This is a genomic window from Pseudomonas sp. 5.2, from assembly GCF_059025405.1.
In genome coordinates this window covers 186969-204467 of the sequence record NZ_JBYBHH010000001.1, presented here as the reverse complement: position 1 = coordinate 204467, position 17499 = coordinate 186969, and the positions used below count along the sequence as shown (strand labels likewise).

The window sequence follows — 17499 nt, the reverse complement described above, 5'->3', positions numbered from 1 at the left end:
GTACCTCCCGCGCACAGCTGCCATAACAGACAACTGCTCCAAGTCGTTCCCGGGCTTCCACACCCGATCGCTGAACCGACAGCGACCGCAAAAGCCTATTGGGTGGGGTTTCCAAGGACAATCAGACGGGAGTCGACGGGATGCGTAGGATATTTCTGCAAGCCTTACAAATGCAGCAGGAAACCGCCTATACGAGAGTAGGATCCTTCCTTGTTGGCAATTGGACTACGAAATCTGGTGTATAGAGCGATTCCGACCTCTCGCCTGGTGGCGCATAATTTTCGCCACCCCTCAAAAAGACACCTCCCGATGCTCCAAGATGATCGAGACAATCTCGAACTCGACAGACTACAGATCGAGAATCGCAAGCTAGCTGCAGAAGCACTCAAATTCATGGCTGAAGAGCGCAAGCTTAGACAAGAGGCGTTCTGGCACCCCTTCGCAACCGGCTCGGTCATACTGACTGCCATTGCGGGTATCATGGCCCTGCTGGTTAAACTCTAAGCACGCTCGTTTATGGCAAGAGGAAAGATCATGCCCCGTTCCACTCAAGATAGGGTTGAACAATCCCATCGCGAAGTTGAGGCCCTGGCCGAAGAAATGCGCAAGGCAAGAGCCTTTTCTCCTTGGTCAGCGCTTTTGCCGTTCAGCCTAGGTGCGGGCTTTGCTTTGGCGTTACTTCTCGCCGGCCTCTTGATCTTGAGACTGCTGTAATCCCGAGCGCTGTCTTCAACCTGACGCAATCAAACCGGCACTCAAGAACATCCCAACCCCAAACACCGTATGGGTCACCAGACTCTTCAGGCAGTTACGCCCAGGTGTCGGCGTCCGCGAGGCAAAGAACCCCGCCCCCATCACCGGCTGCATGAAGCACAGCGGCGCCGCCACCGTCGCCACACCCCAAACCAGCGCAGGCCACAGCGTCGGGGCACTCAGCCAGCCCTCCCCGACCATCCCCACCAGCATCACGGCAAACAACACACCGATCACGTAGTGGATAACCCACCCCAAGGCCAGTTCGTTCGCAACCGGTTCGGCCTTGGCGATAGCATCGTGGCGCACCCGCCCCTTCATCACATGGCCCGCCCAGCGCCCCAACATGGCGAAATTCAAGGTAGGGATACCCAAGCGCCGCAGCAACATCCCCCACAGGTCCATGATCACGGTGGCCCCAACCCCGATCAGCAAAGCGGCTTTTAGCATGGCAAGCGTCATCGATTCAGCCCTCTAAGATTGACGTTCAGCAACATGCCGCGCAGCATAGAAGTTGAAGTCAACTTCAAGTCAAGGCCCAGAATGGACATTGCCGATGTCGCCAAGCGCACAGGCGTACCCGCATCAACGCTGCGCTATTACGAAAAGAAAGGCTTGCTCAAGTCCCTCGCCGGCCGCGGCCAGCGGCGGCAGTTTGCTGCCGACGTGGCGGACCGGCTGGCACTGATTGCCCTAGGCCAGGCCGCAGGCTTTTCCCTGGATGAAGTGGGCGCGATGCTGGTGGACCTGCAGGTCGATCGGCAAATGCTGATAGCTAAAGCGGACGAAATCGATGCACGGGTCAAGCGCTTGCAAGCAATGAGCAAGGGGCTGCGGCATGCAGCGCAGTGCCCGGAGGACGATCACCTGGCGTGTCCGAAATTTCAGCGCTTGATGAAGCTTTCAGCCGCCGGGGTGTTGGGGGAAAAGCACCTACACCAGGGCGGGCCTGGAAAAACGCGAAGCCAGCCACCTCGCCGTACTTAGCCCTACAACCAAAAGCGCAACGCCCTCGATGCTCAACATCATCGCACTGATGCCTAGCTGCGTGATCAATTGACTGGCTACGAAGGGGAACCCGAACACACCGATGAAATACGACAGGCTGAACAGCAGCAGTGCTTGCGCGGTAAGGCCCGCTGGCGCCTCATTGGCAGCCAGCCCGTTGATTACCGAGTAGTTCAAGCCATAACCCACGCCCAACAACATGGCCATCGCCAGATAGCGTTCGGCGCTGTGCACCCATTGATCAAAGCCCACTACGGCAGTGGCCATGATCAAGGTTAAAACCCACGAAGTCGCCAGCGGCGGTTGCTTCACAACCCAGCCGGCCAGCAAGAGCCTGCAGGCGATCGCAGCGCCCATGAAGCCAATGAAGAAGATCGAGTAATCAAGCCCGAGGCGGTCGGCATAGCTGGTCTGGAAACTGCCCATCGTGCCGAAAATCGCCCCACCCAGCCCTACCATCAAAATCGACAAGCCCGAACGCGAACGCATCACCCTGAGCGCGGACGCCAAACCGATCTGCACCTTCTCAGCCGGTCGTTGCCCCAGCGAAGTCGAACCAAGCCAAGCAAAGTACAACCCCGCCAACCCTGCAGCGCACGCCGCCACCCAAAAAGCGAGCTGGGTAGGCAGCGCCACGAAGGCCGCGAACTTGCCCAGTAATGGCCCGGTACCTATGCCAGTCAACATGCTGCCGGAGAGCAATGCAAAACAGTGCGTGCGGCGTGATGGCTCGACCATTTGAGCAACCATGATCGGCCCTACCGTGTAGAAGAGCCCCCAACCAACCCCAAGCATCAAGCCACACGCCAACAACGCGCCGCCCAGGCCGGGCACCACGGCAAAACCCACTGACGCCACGACCAGGCAGAACGCCCCGACAGCGATAGCGCGAGCAGCGCCAACGCGCTGCAACAGATGCCCCGAGCCCACCACAGACAGCAGCGTACTGAGCATCGCGACTGCAAATACCCGCCCTGCATCGCTCGCAGTGCCGCCCAACGCCTGCACCAGCATAGAGAGCAGAAACGTCGAGCCATAGCTGATGGACAGTAGGAAACAGGCGATGCAGAACACGGTAAAGTGCTGAAACCGTGGCGGGGGTACAGACGACTTCATGTAAGCAGTCCTTGCTGAAAGGTACTGCTTTCTATCACGGCACGGCACTGGCAAAGGCATGCATTTGCTGACGTTGAGATCGTCACTTCAGTACCTAATCGACCGCCACCCTTTGACGCCACTGATCGCGGTTCAACTCCCAGATCTCTTTGAGCACGGCGCCACAGACGAAATGCCCCGGCTCAGTCCCGACCAGGCGCATGCCTTCGTGCAGGGAAACACTGCGCGACCTGTCATTGCTCGCCGCCTTGGGCACCTGCATGACGCAACGCCCAAGCGTTTCGAACCAATAGTCGTTGATGACCACACAGGCCTCGCGGATGTAGCCGTTTTTTTGCCATGCAGGGGCGAGCCAGAAGCCACGGTTGTTACCCGGCTGGTCATAGAGGCTGATGCTGCCGATGACCTGCGTAGGCGCGGTTTTCAGGCGGATCATCCAGTGCCATTCACACCCAGCGTTCATGGCAGGCAATGCGATGTCTCGCACGTAGACGAGTGCGCCGTCTTCGGGATAGGGCCATGGCACGCGGCTGTCCAGGTAGCGAACAATGTCCCAGTGCGGGAACAGCTGCTGAATAGCGGGTGCGTCGCCAAGCTGCAGCGGCGTGAGTATCAGGCGCGAGGTTTCGAGGGTAGGAAGGCTGTCCATTTTCGTGAAGTCCGTTCACAGGCATATAGCGTGCGGGCAAAGTCCATCTTTTACATAAAGCGCGCTCCGGAGCTGAACACACCCGGAGCATCCACGCACCTACAGACCACTTACGTTTTCCAATAGCTCATGCTGAGCACGAGCCCGGCTCTTAGGAACCTCGAGCGACCCTCCAACTGTATCGCAAACGCTCTGCGAGCCTCATACCGAGAGCCCCACCGAACATCTGCACGGACACACAGAAGCATCAACTATTCATACAGTGAAATCGCGCCTTTGAGCTGTTCCGCGAAGCCATAAATCTCATCCAACGAGGATATGGCATGGCGGGTCTCGTTCTTTTCAGCATCAAATAGACCAATATACTTTTGACTTCGATTGAAGTGCAGACGACAGATAGGCTTACGGTTATTGTCATCAAGCAAGATACCAAAGTAACTTTTAGTATCGCGATGGACAATTCGTTTCGCATCAACAACCGCCCTAACGATTGCCTTGACGATATGAAAACCTTCCAACTCTTCAAGAGTCGTCTGAATCTGATCTTCAGCGCTATCCTCAGCAGGCTCCGGAACAGGGCTAGTATTGACAGCCTCCATAGCAAATGAAGGCTCAACTGCACCGCTCATAGCGGACTTCAGGCGATCATTGATCTGATCTCCCAAGAACTGAATCGCAGCCTTACGGGTCAAGGTCGTAAATTGCTCCCTGACCTTCTGCGTAATGATCCCATCGTACACACGAGTCGCAAAGAACTTAACAAATTCGTCGCTCGGCTGACTGAACTGCGAAGCCATCTCTTTCTTGATCTGCCCAACATACTTCAGCTCACCAGCAGCGCTAATTATCGAATCAACATCGAATGCAGACTTGGTCAGCTTCTGTAGCTCTGGAAGAGCGTGTTCGTCTATATCAAGAAGATCCAACTCCAAGAATGGCTTCTCATCCATCTTGTTAGGAGCATCGAGATCGGTGAAGAATCGATAGACCTGACCGTTGGTAAGGATCGAGATACGGGCAGTGGTGACGTGAAAATACCTGAAGAGCTGGCTTGCGTGATTAATATGCAGCGGCTCACCGATCTTTTTGCACTCAATCAAGATCTGGATTTCGCCATTCTTCATGATGGCGTAGTCAATCTTCTCACCCTTCTTCGTCCCAACGTCGCAGACGTATTCTGGCGTCACCTCTGATGGGTCGAAGACGTCGTAACCTAGGACGGAGTTGATGAAGGGCATGACAAAGGCGATTTTGGTCGCCTCTTCCGTTTGGATAGCAGGACCCTGCTGGCGAATCTTGGCTGATAATGCGTTCAGTCGCTCTACGAATTCCATCTCGCGCTCCTCACTCAGATGCCCCATCCTAGTAGCACTGCGCCATGCTGGCAATTACCAATCACAACGAATGTGGAGGGAGTAAGTCAAGTGGGATCTGGAGTGGCTCCTACGCTGCACACGACCTTAGATACTAAGGACATTGGAGGGAAGGCGGGACGAATCCAAAATGCACGAGTATATGCGCAACCAAGGTGGACCTGGCTGTTATGCTTTGAAATTTTTCACAAGAGATCCTTGAGAGCTCAAGGATTTAAAGAATGGAGGCAGCCCCACCAGCCACACCCCGGCACTCGATGTTCCCGCTATGGCTGCTCCCTTCCGGGCCTGACCAGGTTAACGGGTAATCAATGCGGGGGGACCGATGGGGCCACCACTGACGCAACTCGCTAAGCAGCGAGCCGCGCCATTGTACCGGTCTGAGGCGAAGTTACAACCTCTGCGGGGAGAAAAAGTCATCATTTCTCAATGACTTGTTTAAATTGAGGGGCCTTGCCGGTCTCTTGGGGCAAAAAGGGTCGCACGGAGCGGCCCCGGGGGATCTGCGTTAGATCGCCGGGGCTGCTTTGCAGCCCTTTCGCGACGCAAGGCCGCTCCTACCAGGAGCGCGCAGGATCAGAAGTCAGATTGCGATGCCCTGCTCCGCCAGGAAGGCGATGAACGCGTCTTCGTCCAGCACCTTCACACCCAGCTCACTGGCCTTGGCCAGCTTGGAGCCCGCGCCAGGGCCGGCGACCACGCAGTGGGTCTTGCCGGAAACGGAACCGGCCACCTTGGCGCCGAGGCTTTCCAGTTTGTCTTTGGCAATGTCGCGGCTCATGCGCTCCAGCGTGCCGGTCAACACCCAAGTCTGCCCGGCCAGAGGCAGGCCTTCGGCGACTTTCTTCTCGCTGTTCCAGTGCATGCCGAACGCCAGCAACTGGGCTTCGATGTCCCGCGCCAGCGTCTGGTTCGCTTCGTCCTTGAAGAACTCGCGCACGGCCTCGGCCTGCTTGGCGGCCAGGGCCTGGCGCAGGTCGATACCGTCGGCGGCGATGATCTTGTCCAGGCTGTCGAGCTTGGCCACCAGCTTCTCAGCGCCGGTCGGGCCGACCGAGGCGATGTCGAGCTTGGCAATCATGCCGGCCAGGGTGGTGCTGGCGGCGAACTCGGCGGCCAAGTCGCCTTCGTCCTGCAACTGCATGCCGCAGGCGAGCAGTTGCTCGATGACTTTGCGGTTGTGCTCGTCTTCGAAGAAGTTGTGGATTTCGTATGCCACTTCAAGCCCGATGTCTGGCAGGTAGGTCAGCACCTGTGGCAGCGCCTGCTGCACCCGCGCCAAGCTGCCCAGCGAGCGAGCCAGGACCTTGGCGGTTTCCTCACCCACATCCGGAATGCCCAGGGCGTAGATGAAGCGCGCCAGGCTCGGGCGCTTGCTGGCTTCGATGGCATCCAGCAGCTTCTTGCTGGAAACTTCGGCAAACCCTTCCAGCCCGACGATCTGGTCGAACTGAAGCTTGTACAGGTCTGCTGGCGAGCCGATCAGCCCTTCATCCACCAACTGCTCGACGCTCTTTTCGCCCAGGCCGTCGATATCCATCGCGCGGCGCGAAACGTAGTGGATGATCGCCTGTTTGAGTTGGGCGCCACAGGCCAGGCGACCGACGCACCGGTACACCGCGCCTTCACTGGTGGTTTCCTTGCCTTTGCTGCGTTTGACCAGCTGCGTGCGCTCGACCTGCGAGCCACACACCGGGCATGCGCTCGGCACTTCAACCGGGCGGGCATCTTCGGGGCGGCGCTCGAGCACCACTTGCATGACTTGCGGGATCACGTCGCCAGCACGGCGGATGATCACCGTGTCGCCAATGCGCAGGCCCAGGCGGGCGATTTCGTCCATGTTGTGCAGGGTGGCATTGGACACGGTCACGCCGGCCACTTTGACAGGCTTCAGGCGTGCCACAGGCGTCACCGCCCCGGTCCGCCCCACTTGGAATTCCACATCCAGCACCTCGGTCAGCTCTTCCATGGCCGGGAACTTGTGGGCAATCGCCCAGCGCGGCTCGCGGGCGCGGAAGCCCAGTTCACGCTGAGACGCCAGACTGTTGACCTTGAACACCACGCCGTCGATCTCGTACGGCAGGCTGTTACGGCGCTCGCCGATGTCGCGGTAATACGCCAGGCACTCTTCGATGCCAGCGGCATGCCGTAGCTCACGGCTGATCGGCAGGCCCCAGGCCTTGAGCTGTTCGAGGATGCCTATGTGGCTGTCGCCGATGCTTGCGGACACCTGCCCTACGCCATAGCAGCAGAACTCCAGCGGGCGGCTGGCGGTGATTTTCGAATCCAATTGGCGCAGGCTGCCGGCGGCCGCGTTGCGCGGGTTGGCGAAGGTTTTGCCACCCGCTTCTGCCTGGGCGGCATTGAGCCGATCGAAACCGGCCTTGCTCATGTACACCTCGCCACGCACCTCCAGCACCGCGGGCCAACCTTCGCCCTGCAGCTTGAGCGGGATGTTGCGCACGGTGCGCACGTTGGCACTGATGTCTTCGCCGGTGGTGCCATCGCCACGGGTGGCGCCTTGCACCAATTGGCCATCGCGGTACAGCAGGCTTACCGCCAGGCCATCGAGTTTGGGTTCGCAGCTGTAGTCGACCGCACCCGGCTGATCGAGGCCATCGACCACACGGCGGCCGAATTCACGCAGGTCAGCTTCTTCGAAGGCGTTACCCAGGCTGAGCATGGGCACTTCGTGGCGCACCTGGCTGAATGCAGCCAGGGCCTGGCCGCCGACGCGCTGGGTTGGCGAGTCAGGCGTTACCAGGTGCGGGTGTTCGGCTTCCAGCGCCTTGAGCTCATTGAACAGGCGGTCGTATTCAGCATCGGGCACGCTGGGCTCATCGAGCACGTAGTAGCGGTAGTTATGCTGGTCGAGCTCGGCGCGCAGGGCGTGGATTCGGGATTCGGCGGTCATTCGTTTGTCTTCTCTTGCAAAGCAAAAGAGCAGCCTGGAGGAATGGTGGCAAGGGCTGGGAAAGATGCTGCCTATACCGGCCCTTTCGCGGGCAAGCCCGCTCCCACAGGTACTCCACGGAGCTCACAGGCTGTGGGGTAACTGTGGGAGCGGGCTTGCCCGCGAAAGGGCCGGTACCGACAACATCAAATCCCGAACCGGCCAGCACGCCCCGCAGGCTGCTCTTTCGTCTGGATCTATCAGCGTTTCTGGGTCAGCGCGCGGCGCTCGAACTCGACGATGCGCTGGCGGTAGTGCTCGATGGTCTGGGCGGTCAGCACGCTGCGCTGGTCGTCCTTGAGTTCGCCATTGAGCTCATGGGCCAATTTGCGCGCCGCCGCGACCATCACGTCGAAGGCCTGCTTAGGGTGACGCGGGCCTGGCAGCCCCAGGAAGAAGCTCACCGCACGGGTGCTGAAGTGGTCGATGTCGTCCAGGTCGAAAATACCGGGCTTCACGGCGTTGGCCATGGAGAACAGCACTTCGCCGTGGCCGGCCATGCTCTCGTGGCGGTGGAAGATGTCCATCTCGCCAAAACGCAGGCCGCTCTCGAGAATGTTCTGCAGCAGTGCCGGGCCCTTGAAACCACCCTCGTCACGGGAGATGACGCTGATCACCAGCACCTCTTCAGCGGGAGGCAGTTCCTTGACCGTGTTGTTGCTGGACGACGCACCGCTGTTGCGGTTGTTGTCGGCGGCAAAATCATCATCGGCATCGGCGAACAGATCAGGCTCGCGCGCCACTGCGACCAGGTTCAGGTCACCTTGCGGCACTTCTGCGGCGCGCTTGCCACGCTTGCTGGCCTTGACTGGCTTGGGCTCGCGTTCGCGATCGCGCGACGACGCACTGAGCGAGGGCAGGTCGCTCTCGTCCAGTTCTGGCTCCTTGTGGTTATCCAATACCCGCGATGGGCCGAGCACTTCGGCGCCGCCCTCTTCGTCAGGGACATTGGAATAACTGCGGTCCAGACGGAATTTCAACTTGCCTTTCCCGCCGCGCATGCGGCGCCAGCCGTCGAAAAGAATACCGGCAATGACAATGATGCCGATGAGGATCAGCCACTCGCGCAGACCGATTTCCATGTAATCCCGTGCCTCTATAAAAATATGCTTGAAAACAAAGGGTTCAAAGCCCTTTAACACGTGGCGCCAACTCTATGTTCTGACAGGCGTTTTACCCACGCAAAAAACGAGTGACATTAAGCTAGCACGACCAAAGACAACTTTACACCGTCTGTCGCACATGGCGGGGCCATTTCGCTACAGAATGTGCCCTATCTTCGCGCATCAGGCGTCGACCATGGCCATCGCCTCCTCCACATCCACTGCAACGAGGCGTGAGCAGCCCGGCTCGTGCATCGTCACCCCCATCAATTGATCCGCCATCTCCATGGCAATCTTGTTATGGGTGATGTAGATGAACTGCACGCTTTCACTCATTTCCTTCACCAGCCGGGCGTAACGCCCGACGTTGGCATCGTCCAGCGGCGCATCGACTTCGTCGAGCATGCAGAACGGTGCGGGGTTCAACTTGAAAATGGCGAACACCAGCGCCAGGGCGGTCAGTGCCTTCTCGCCACCGGACAGCAGATGGATGGTGCTGTTCTTCTTGCCCGGGGGTCGCGCCATGATCGTTACCCCTGTATCGAGTAGATCTTCGCCTGTCAGTTCCAGATAAGCGCTGCCACCACCGAAAACTTTTGGAAAAAGTGCCTGTAATCCGGCATTTATCTGATCAAAGGTATCTTTGAAGCGGTTGCGCGTTTCCTTGTCGATCTTGCGGATGACGTTTTCCAGCGTCTCCAAGGCCTCGACCAGGTCGGCGTTCTGGGCGTCCAGGTAGCGCTTGCGTTCGGACTGCTGCTCGTACTCTTCGATGGCCGCCAGGTTGATTGCGCCCAGGCGCTGGATACGCGCCTCGGTCTGCTCCAGCGCCTGTTCGGTGCTCTGTTCGGTGGCGTCGGCTTCAAGGGTGGCAAGCACGCCTTGCAGGTCGTAGCCGTCGGCCAGCAGTTGCTCCTGCAGGGTCTTGCGCCGCACATCCAGGCCCTGGCACTCCAGGCGTAGCTGCTCCAGCTGGCCACGCAGCAGTTGGGCTTGCTGCTCGGCTTGGGTGCGGCGTTTTTCCGCGTCGCGCAGGGCGCGGTCGGCTTCGTCCATGTGCAGGCGCGCCTGGCGCATTTCTTCGTCGACGCTCATGCGCCGCTCCAGCAGCTCTTCGAGCTTGAGGCGCAGCTCTTCGAGGGGCGCTGCGCCCTCCTCCAGGTTCAGGCTCAGCTGCTCCTGGCGCTCGGTCAGGCGTGCTGCCTGCTGTTCCAGGCGCTCCAGGGCCTGATGGGTGGAGTCGTGCTGGGCACGCAGCGAGCCTAGGCGCACGGCCAACTGGTGGGCGTGGTCCTTGTGCTGGCGGGCCTCCTGACGGATGCGGTCAAGGCCTTCGCGCAGGGTATCGCGGCGAGCCATCAACTGTTCGCGCTGCTCGGTGTCCTGGGCCATCAGGTCCAAGGCTTCTTGCAGCACCAACCGCGCCTCGCCCAGTTGCTCGTGCTCCAGGGCGCGCTGTTCTTGCAGCTCGGTCAGCTCTTCGTGCAGGCGGCGGCGACGCAATTCGACTTGCTCGGCACGGGCCCGGCTGGCCGACAGGCTGGCCTTGAGCTCGCCGTGCTGGCGGCTTTCTTCCTGGGTGCGGCGGCGCAGTTGCTCGCGCTGTTCTTCCAGGCCCAATTGCTGCTCGCGCACATCTTGAAGCTGTTGCTCAAGGTGCTCCAGGGCGGCTTCCTGCTCCAGCTGTTGCTGGCCCAGGCGCTCGATTTCCTGGCCACGGGCCAACACCCCACCTTCGGCCTCGCCGCCTCGGCTGACCCGCAAAAAATGCCGGCCAACCCAATAACCATCGCGGCTAACCAGGCTTTGCCCTTCAGCCAGAGTCGCACGCAGTGCCAGCGCTTGGGCCAGGTCATCGACCGGTTTGACCTGCCCCAGCCAGGGGGTCAGGTCGGTACGCCCTTCGACTTTGTCCACCAGGCTGCCCGCCAGCCGCGCACCCTCGCCGCTTGCCAGCAGCAAGCGCAACTCGCCTTGCTCCAGGTCGGCAAAAGCGAGGTTGTTGAAATCATCAACCAGCACGGCCTGCAGATCGGCGCCAAGCACCGTCTCCACGGCCAGCTCCCAGCCCGGCTCGACCCGCAGCCCTTCGGCCAGGCGCGGGCGCTGTGCCAGGCCCTGCTCGCGCAACCAGTCTGCGGCACCCACACCCGGCTCCAGCGCGGCCTGCTGCAAGGCCTCCAGCGATGCCAACCGCCCGCCCAGGCGCTGCAGGTCACCCTGCGCCTGTTGTTGCGCCTGGGTGGCGTGCTGCAATTGCTCGCGCGTGCCTTCGAGTTGCTCGACCACTTGCTCTTCGGACAGCTGCAACGTTTCGAGCAGCATCTCGCTGCTGGCCAACTGCTCGGACAACTCGACCAGGGCCGCGTCCTGCGGCTCAGCACCTAACAGGTCGCGCTCTTCACCCAGCTTGCGCTGGCGCTCCGACAAGCGTTCCAGGCTGGCTTCAAGCTGCTGCAGGCGGGACTGTTGCACTTCTGCCTGACGGCGGGGCTCGGCGGACCGGGTGTTGAAGGTGTCCCATTGTTCTTGCCAGCCGTGCATGCCCAGCTCGGCTTCTTCGAGCGTGGCAGCGGCTTCTTCGGCGGCCGCCAGGGTCATTTCCTGTTCGGGCTCGAGCATGGCCAGTTCTTCGCCGAGGGTGGCCAGCAAAGTGCGGTCATGGCCCAGGTGGGACTCGGTCTCCAAGCGCGTGCGCTCAGCTTCCTTGAAGTCGTCCTGCAACTGGCGAAGGCGCTGCTGGCCGTGCTGGATGCTCTGCTCGACCCGGGCAATGTCGCCCGCTACTGAATAGAAGCGGCCCTGCACCTGGTTGAAGCGCTCGGACAATTCGTGGTGGCCATCGCGCAGGCGCTCGATACTCGCGTCGGCGTTGCGCTGCTCGGCCACCAAGGCCTCGTGGGACACGTCCTGATCACCGATCACCGCCTCGCGCTGGCGTACGCGTTCGTCCAGGTCGCGCCAGCGCAGGGCCGACAAGCGGGCTTTCAGCTGGCGTTCCTGGGCCTTGTACTCACGGTACTTTTCGGCTGCCTGGGCCTGACGGTGCAAGCGTTCGAGCTGGCGTTCGAGCTCGTCACGCAAGTCGGTCAGGCGCGCCAGGTTTTCCTGGGTGCGGCGGATGCGGTTCTCGGTCTCGCGGCGGCGCTCCTTGTACTTGGAGATACCCGCCGCTTCTTCGATGAAGTTGCGCAGCTCTTCGGGCTTGGCTTCGATCAGCTTGGAGATCATGCCCTGCTCGATGATCGAGTAGCTGCGCGGCCCAAGGCCGGTGCCGAGGAAAATATCGGTGATGTCCCGGCGACGGCATTTTGCGCCGTTGAGGTAATAGCTGTTCTGCGCGTCGCGGGTCACCTTGCGGCGGATGGAAATTTCAGCGTAAGCCGCGTACTCCCCGACCAAGGTGTTATCGCTGTTGTCGAACACCAGCTCGATACTGGCCTGGCTGACCGGTTTGCGGCTGGTAGAGCCGTTGAAGATGACGTCGGTCATCGACTCGCCACGCAGGTTCTTCGCCGAACTCTCGCCCATCACCCAGCGCACCGCGTCGATGATGTTGGATTTGCCGCAACCGTTGGGGCCTACCACGGCCGCCATGTTGCTGGGGAAGTTGACCGTGGTGGGGTCGACGAACGACTTGAACCCGGCCAGGCGAATGCACTTGAGGCGCATCGTCAGGCCCGGGCCAACGCCGCCAGCACCAGCTCACAGCTGCGCTGGCAATAGGCGGTGAGCACCTCGCGAATGCGCGGCAGGTCGCGGGCGACCACCGCCTCGAGCAGGCGCGCGAACAGCTCCAGGTAGTCGTCCGTGCTGGCCTGGCGTTGGTCCAGGGCCAGGTAGTAGGCGCGGCTCATGGCCGGCTGCAGGTTTTCGACGGTTTCCTGCAGGTACGGGTTGTCGGCGAACGGATAGGCAGCACGCATGACGGCGAAGCTTTCAGCGACGAAGGCCTTGATGTCTTGCTGATCGCGGGCATGCTGCAAGCGCTGCTGGATCTCCAGAAACGGGCGCAAGTCGGCCTCCAGGCGCCATTTTTGTGCAACGGCGTTGCCCAGCAGGATGTAGAACTCACCCATCAAGTTGCACAGGCTGCGCACACTGCGCTCGTCCAGCTTGGTCACATGCGCACCGCGACGCGGCAAGATCGCTACCAGGTGGCGACGTTCGAGGATCAACAGCGCTTCACGCACCGAGCCGCGGCTGACATTCAGCGCCTGGGTAACCTTCTGCTCCTGAATGCGCTCGCCCGGCGCCAGCTCGCCGCGAATAATGCGTTCGGCCAGGTAATCGGCAATCTGCTCGGAGAGGCTGTCCGGGGCCTTGAACGTCATGGTTTTCCTTCAAAATCATTGAACTGGGCACAAGGGGCGGATTGTAGCGTACTTGACCCGCACTCGCGCAGAGGGACCTTGCGCTTTATTTGGCCTGCCAGGCAGCTGCCTGCACGGCGCGATCTATGCTTGTGATATGGGCAATGTGTTCGGCCGGGTGTAGACATACGCATTTTCCTGACCTTTGAGTCAGAAAAATATTGACCAGTTCGTCAGGTCTGCTTATTGTCCGCCCAACAACAATAAAACCATTGCGAGGCCATCCCCGTGATCCAGTTTCTCGTCAACCAGGAGCTGCGTAATGAGCACGCCCTGGACCCGAACATGACGGTGCTGCAATACCTGCGCGAGCACCTGGGCAAACCCGGCACCAAGGAAGGCTGCGCCAGCGGTGACTGCGGTGCGTGCACCGTGGTGGTCGGTGAATTGACCCAGGACGACCAAGGCCTGGATACCCTGCGCTACCGTAGCCTCAACGCGTGCCTGACGTTCGTTTCGTCACTGCACGGCAAGCAGTTGATCAGCGTCGAAGGCCTCAAGCACCAGGGTGAACTGCACAGCGTGCAAAAAGCCATGGCCGACTGCCATGGCTCGCAATGCGGCTTCTGCACCCCAGGCTTTGTCATGTCGCTGTTCGCGCTGCAGAAAAACAGCCAAGGCGCCGACGTGCATCAGGCCCAGGAAGCCTTGGCCGGCAACCTGTGCCGCTGCACCGGCTACCGGCCGATCCTCGATGCCGCCGAGCAAAGCTGCCGCCAGCCTTGCCGCGATCAGTTCGACGCCCAGCAAGCCCAAACCATCAGCCGCCTCAAGGCCATTGCGCCAACCCAGACCGGCGAGCTCAACAGCGGCGACAAACGCTGCCTGGTGCCGCTGACCGTGGCCGACCTGGCCGACCTGTACAGCTCGCACCCCGAAGCACGTCTGCTGGCCGGTGGTACCGACCTGGCGCTGGAAGTGACCCAGTTCCACAAGACCCTGCCGGTGATGATCTATGTCGGCCATGTGGCCGAGCTCAAGCGCATCGACAAAACCACCAGCCACCTGGAAATCGGCGCAGGCACCCCGCTCACTGACTGCTACGAGGCGCTCAACGCCGAGTACCCTGATTTCGGCGACCTGCTGCACCGCTTCGCCTCGCTGCAGATCCGCAACCAGGGCACCCTGGGCGGCAATATCGGCAACGCGTCGCCGATTGGAGACTCGCCGCCCCTGCTGATCGCCCTGGATGCCCAGGTGGTGCTGCGTCAAGGCGAACGCCAGCGCACCCTGGCGCTGGAGGACTACTTCATCGACTACCGCATCACCGCGCGCCAGGACAGCGAGTTCATCGAGAAGATCATCGTGCCGCGCGCCAGTGAGGATTGGGCCTTCCGCGCCTATAAAGTGTCCAAGCGCCTGGATGACGACATCTCTGCCGTGTGCGCAGCGTTCAACCTGAGCATCGAGAACGGCGTGGTCAGCGGTGTGCGTATCGCCTTCGGTGGCATGGCCGCGATCCCCAAACGCGCCCGCGCCTGCGAAGCAGCCCTGCGCGGCAAGCCATGGAACCAGGCCAACATCGAGCGCGCCTGCCAGGCCCTGGCCGAAGACTTCACCCCGCTCAGCGACTTCCGCGCCAGCAAGGAATACCGCCTGCTGACAGCACAGAATCTGCTGCGCAAGTACTTCATCGAACAGCAAACGCCGCACATCGAAACCCGGGTGACCGCTTATGTCTAACCATCACGTAGCCAAGAGCCAGGCCGAGATGGCCGAACTGTTCAGCCAGGACCTGACCACCGGGGTCGGCCGCAGCGTCAAGCACGACAGCGCCGACAAGCACGTGGCCGGCGAAGCGGTGTACATCGATGACCGCCTCGAATTCCCCAACCAGTTGCACGTCTATGCGCGCACCGCCGACCGTGCCCATGCGCGCATCCTGCGCATCGACACTACGCCGTGCTATGCCTTCGAAGGCGTGCGCATCGCCATCACCCACGAAGACATCCCGGGCCTGAAGGACATCGGCCCAGTCGTAGCCGGTGACCCGCTGCTGGCCATCGACAAGGTCGAGTTCTTTGGTCAACCGGTGCTCGCCGTGGCCGCCCATGACCTGGAAACCGCCCGCCGCGCCGCTATGGCGGCCATCGTGGAGTACGAAGACCTGGAGCCGGTACTGGATGTGGTCGAAGCGTTGCGCAAGAAGCACTTCGTGCTCGACAGCCACACCCACCAACGCGGCGACTCGGCCGCGGCCTTGGCCAGTGCTCCGCACCGCCTGCAAGGTACCTTGCACATCGGTGGCCAGGAGCACTTCTACCTGGAGACGCAGATTTCTTCGGTGATGCCCACCGAGGACGGCGGCATGATTGTCTACTGCTCCACGCAAAACCCCACCGAAGTGCAGAAGCTGGTGGCCGAGGTGCTGGACGTGCCGATGAACAAGGTCATCCTCGACATGCGCCGCATGGGTGGTGGTTTTGGCGGCAAAGAAACCCAGGCCGCCAGCCCGGCCTGCCTGTGCGCGGTAATTGCGCGCCTGACCGGCCAGCCGACCAAGATGCGCCTGCCGCGCGTCGAAGACATGACCATGACCGGCAAGCGTCACCCGTTTTATGTCGAGTACGACGTCGGCTTCGATGACAACGGCCGCCTGCACGGCATCAACTTCGACCTGGCCGGCAACTGCGGCTACTCGCCCGACCTGTCCGGCTCGATCGTCGACCGCGCCATGTTCCACTCCGACAACGCCTATTACCTGGGCGATGCCACCGTGCATGGCCACCGCTGCAAGACCAACACCGCCTCCAACACCGCCTACCGCGGCTTCGGCGGCCCACAGGGCATGGTCGCCATCGAACAGGTGATGGACCACATCGCCCGCCACCTGGGCCGTGACCCGCTGGCCGTGCGCAAAGCCAACTATTACGGCAAGACCGAGCGCAACGTCACCCACTACTACCAGACCGTCGAGCACAACATGCTCGACGAGATGACCGCCGACCTCGAAGCCAGCAGCGATTACGCCGAACGCCGTGAGTCGATCCGCCGGTTCAATGCCAACAGCCCGATCCTCAAGAAGGGCCTGGCGCTGACCCCGGTCAAGTTCGGCATCTCGTTCACCGCCACCTTCCTCAACCAGGCGGGGGCGCTGATCCACATCTACACCGACGGCAGCATCCACCTGAACCACGGCGGCACCGAGATGGGCCAGGGCCTGAATACCAAAGTCGCCCAGGTGGTCGCGCAGATCTTCCAGGTCGATTTCGACCGTATCCAGATCACCGCCACCAACACTGACAAGGTGCCCAACACCTCGCCTACCGCGGCCTCCAGCGGCGCCGACCTGAACGGCAAGGCAGCGCAAAACGCCGCCGAGATCCTCAAGAAGCGCCTGACCGAATTCGCCGCGCGGCACTATCAGGTGACCGAGGAGGACGTCGAGTTCCGCAATGGCCATGTGCGCGTGCGCGACCAGATCGTCAGCTTCGAGCAACTGGTGCAGCAGGCGTACTTCGCCCAGGTGTCGCTGTCGAGCACCGGCTTCTACCGCACGCCGAAAATCTTCTACGACCGCAGCCAGGCCCGCGGCCGGCCTTTCTACTACTTCGCCTTTGGCGCGGCCTGCGTGGAAGTGATCGTCGACACGCTGACCGGCGAGTACAAGATGCTGCGCGCCGACATCCTGCATGACGTGGGCGACTCGCTAAACCCGGCCATCGACATCGGCCAGGTCGAAGGCGGCTTCATCCAGGGCATGGGTTGGCTGACCACCGAGGAACTGGTGTGGAATGCCAAGGGCAAACTGATGACCAACGGCCCGGCCAGCTACAAGATCCCGGCAGTAGCCGACATGCCGCTGGACATGCGTGTGAAGCTGGTGGAAAACCGCAAGAACCCGGAGGACACGGTGTTCCATTCCAAGGCCGTGGGCGAGCCGCCGTTCATGCTCGGCATCGCCGCCTGGTGTGCGATCAAGGACGCCGTGGCGAGCTTGGCCGACTACCGCGTGCAGCCGAACATCGACGCACCGGCGACCCCGGAGCGCGTGTTGTGGGGCTGTGAGCAGATGCGCAAGGAAGTGGCTCAGCAACAATCTGCCGAACAAGAACTGGAAACCGTGACTCACTGACATCGCGTAACCCTGTGGGAGCGGGCTTGCCCCGCGAATACGAGGGTGTGGCCACTGCCGCATTCGCGGGGCAAGCCCGCTCCCACAAGGACAATG

At 61.2% G+C, this 17499-nt stretch carries 13 protein-coding genes and 1 other RNA gene; 5 read left to right on the top strand and 9 right to left on the bottom strand.

The window, feature by feature from the left end:
• The first annotated feature begins 309 nt into the window (after positions 1–309).
• Both AC5PZ0_RS00945 and AC5PZ0_RS00940 read left to right on the top strand, forming a co-directional pair.
• Positions 310–504 carry a hypothetical protein gene (locus tag AC5PZ0_RS00945; RefSeq protein WP_085272539.1) on the top strand — a complete coding sequence of 65 codons (195 nt, stop codon included), beginning with the start codon at positions 310–312 and terminating at the stop codon, positions 502–504.
• 30 nt (positions 505–534) lie between these two features.
• Positions 535–714 carry a hypothetical protein gene (locus AC5PZ0_RS00940; RefSeq protein WP_085272538.1) on the top strand — a complete coding sequence of 60 codons (180 nt, stop codon included), beginning with the start codon at positions 535–537 and terminating at the stop codon, positions 712–714.
• 15 nt (positions 715–729) lie between these two features.
• Here the strand turns inward: AC5PZ0_RS00940 and AC5PZ0_RS00935 are convergent, their stop codons facing one another.
• Positions 730–1203, bottom strand: coding sequence for a DUF2938 domain-containing protein (locus AC5PZ0_RS00935; protein WP_493854123.1), 474 nt, complete (start codon positions 1201–1203; stop codon positions 730–732).
• A 93-nt stretch (positions 1204–1296) separates the two neighbouring features.
• On the opposite strand from AC5PZ0_RS00935, the gene AC5PZ0_RS00930 reads away from it, so the two are divergent.
• Positions 1297–1740: a helix-turn-helix domain-containing protein gene (locus tag AC5PZ0_RS00930; protein ID WP_027592941.1), complete on the top strand. Its 444-nt coding sequence runs from the start codon at positions 1297–1299 to the stop codon at positions 1738–1740.
• On the opposite strand, the gene AC5PZ0_RS00925 is transcribed toward AC5PZ0_RS00930, so the two are convergent.
• The 8 genes from AC5PZ0_RS00925 to AC5PZ0_RS00890 form a co-directional block, all read right to left on the bottom strand.
• Positions 1687–2877 (bottom strand): MFS transporter, encoded by a 1191-nt coding sequence (locus tag AC5PZ0_RS00925; RefSeq protein ID WP_493854122.1) that lies wholly within the window; start codon positions 2875–2877, stop codon positions 1687–1689. The two genes, AC5PZ0_RS00930 and AC5PZ0_RS00925, sit on opposite strands and share 54 nt — an antisense overlap.
• A gap of 94 nt (positions 2878–2971) precedes the next feature.
• Entirely contained in the window at positions 2972–3526 is a 555-nt protein-coding gene (locus AC5PZ0_RS00920) for a GNAT family N-acetyltransferase (RefSeq protein WP_493854121.1), read from the bottom strand.
• Between the two features lie 251 nt (positions 3527–3777).
• Positions 3778–4860, bottom strand: a complete 1083-nt coding sequence (locus AC5PZ0_RS00915) for a type I restriction endonuclease (protein WP_493854120.1) — start codon at positions 4858–4860, stop codon at positions 3778–3780.
• A 270-nt stretch (positions 4861–5130) separates the two neighbouring features.
• Positions 5131–5227: signal recognition particle sRNA small type (gene ffs / locus AC5PZ0_RS00910), an RNA gene on the bottom strand.
• Between the two features lie 255 nt (positions 5228–5482).
• Positions 5483–7813: an NAD-dependent DNA ligase LigA gene (ligA, locus tag AC5PZ0_RS00905; protein WP_493854119.1), complete on the bottom strand. Its 2331-nt coding sequence runs from the start codon at positions 7811–7813 to the stop codon at positions 5483–5485.
• A gap of 239 nt (positions 7814–8052) precedes the next feature.
• Positions 8053–8934, bottom strand: a complete 882-nt coding sequence (zipA, locus tag AC5PZ0_RS00900) for a cell division protein ZipA (protein ID WP_493854118.1) — start codon at positions 8932–8934, stop codon at positions 8053–8055.
• A gap of 204 nt (positions 8935–9138) precedes the next feature.
• A complete protein-coding gene (gene smc, locus AC5PZ0_RS00895) occupies positions 9139–12627 on the bottom strand; it encodes a chromosome segregation protein SMC (RefSeq protein ID WP_493854117.1) in 3489 nt (1162 codons plus the stop codon).
• 2 nt (positions 12628–12629) lie between these two features.
• Positions 12630–13289: a GntR family transcriptional regulator gene (locus tag AC5PZ0_RS00890; protein WP_027592947.1), complete on the bottom strand. Its 660-nt coding sequence runs from the start codon at positions 13287–13289 to the stop codon at positions 12630–12632.
• 267 nt (positions 13290–13556) lie between these two features.
• Between AC5PZ0_RS00890 and xdhA the strand changes: the two genes are divergently transcribed.
• Positions 13557–15011 carry a xanthine dehydrogenase small subunit gene (gene xdhA, locus AC5PZ0_RS00885; RefSeq protein WP_493854116.1) on the top strand — a complete coding sequence of 485 codons (1455 nt, stop codon included), beginning with the start codon at positions 13557–13559 and terminating at the stop codon, positions 15009–15011.
• Positions 15004–17403 carry a xanthine dehydrogenase molybdopterin binding subunit gene (gene xdhB / locus AC5PZ0_RS00880; RefSeq protein ID WP_493854115.1) on the top strand — a complete coding sequence of 800 codons (2400 nt, stop codon included), beginning with the start codon at positions 15004–15006 and terminating at the stop codon, positions 17401–17403. Before xdhA ends, xdhB begins: the two co-directional genes overlap by 8 nt.
• Positions 17404–17499 lie beyond the last annotated feature (96 nt).

Excerpts from the sequence above, each read along its gene's own strand:
- AC5PZ0_RS00920 (WP_493854121.1), bottom strand. The coding sequence starts at position 3,526 with ATGGACAGCCTTCCTACCCTCGAAACCTCGCGCCTGATACTCACGCCG.
- AC5PZ0_RS00940 (WP_085272538.1), top strand. The coding sequence starts at position 535 with ATGCCCCGTTCCACTCAAGATAGGGTTGAACAATCCCATCGCGAAGTT.
- AC5PZ0_RS00915 (WP_493854120.1), bottom strand. The coding sequence starts at position 4,860 with ATGGAATTCGTAGAGCGACTGAACGCATTATCAGCCAAGATTCGCCAG.
- AC5PZ0_RS00945 (WP_085272539.1), top strand. The coding sequence starts at position 310 with ATGCTCCAAGATGATCGAGACAATCTCGAACTCGACAGACTACAGATC.
- zipA (WP_493854118.1), bottom strand. The coding sequence starts at position 8,934 with ATGGAAATCGGTCTGCGCGAGTGGCTGATCCTCATCGGCATCATTGTC.
- ligA (WP_493854119.1), bottom strand. The coding sequence starts at position 7,813 with ATGACCGCCGAATCCCGAATCCACGCCCTGCGCGCCGAGCTCGACCAG.
- AC5PZ0_RS00930 (WP_027592941.1), top strand. The coding sequence starts at position 1,297 with ATGGACATTGCCGATGTCGCCAAGCGCACAGGCGTACCCGCATCAACG.
- AC5PZ0_RS00890 (WP_027592947.1), bottom strand. The coding sequence starts at position 13,289 with ATGACGTTCAAGGCCCCGGACAGCCTCTCCGAGCAGATTGCCGATTAC.
- AC5PZ0_RS00925 (WP_493854122.1), bottom strand. The coding sequence starts at position 2,877 with ATGAAGTCGTCTGTACCCCCGCCACGGTTTCAGCACTTTACCGTGTTC.
- AC5PZ0_RS00935 (WP_493854123.1), bottom strand. The coding sequence starts at position 1,203 with ATGCTAAAAGCCGCTTTGCTGATCGGGGTTGGGGCCACCGTGATCATG.
- smc (WP_493854117.1), bottom strand. The coding sequence starts at position 12,627 with ATGCGCCTCAAGTGCATTCGCCTGGCCGGGTTCAAGTCGTTCGTCGAC.
- xdhB (WP_493854115.1), top strand. The coding sequence starts at position 15,004 with ATGTCTAACCATCACGTAGCCAAGAGCCAGGCCGAGATGGCCGAACTG.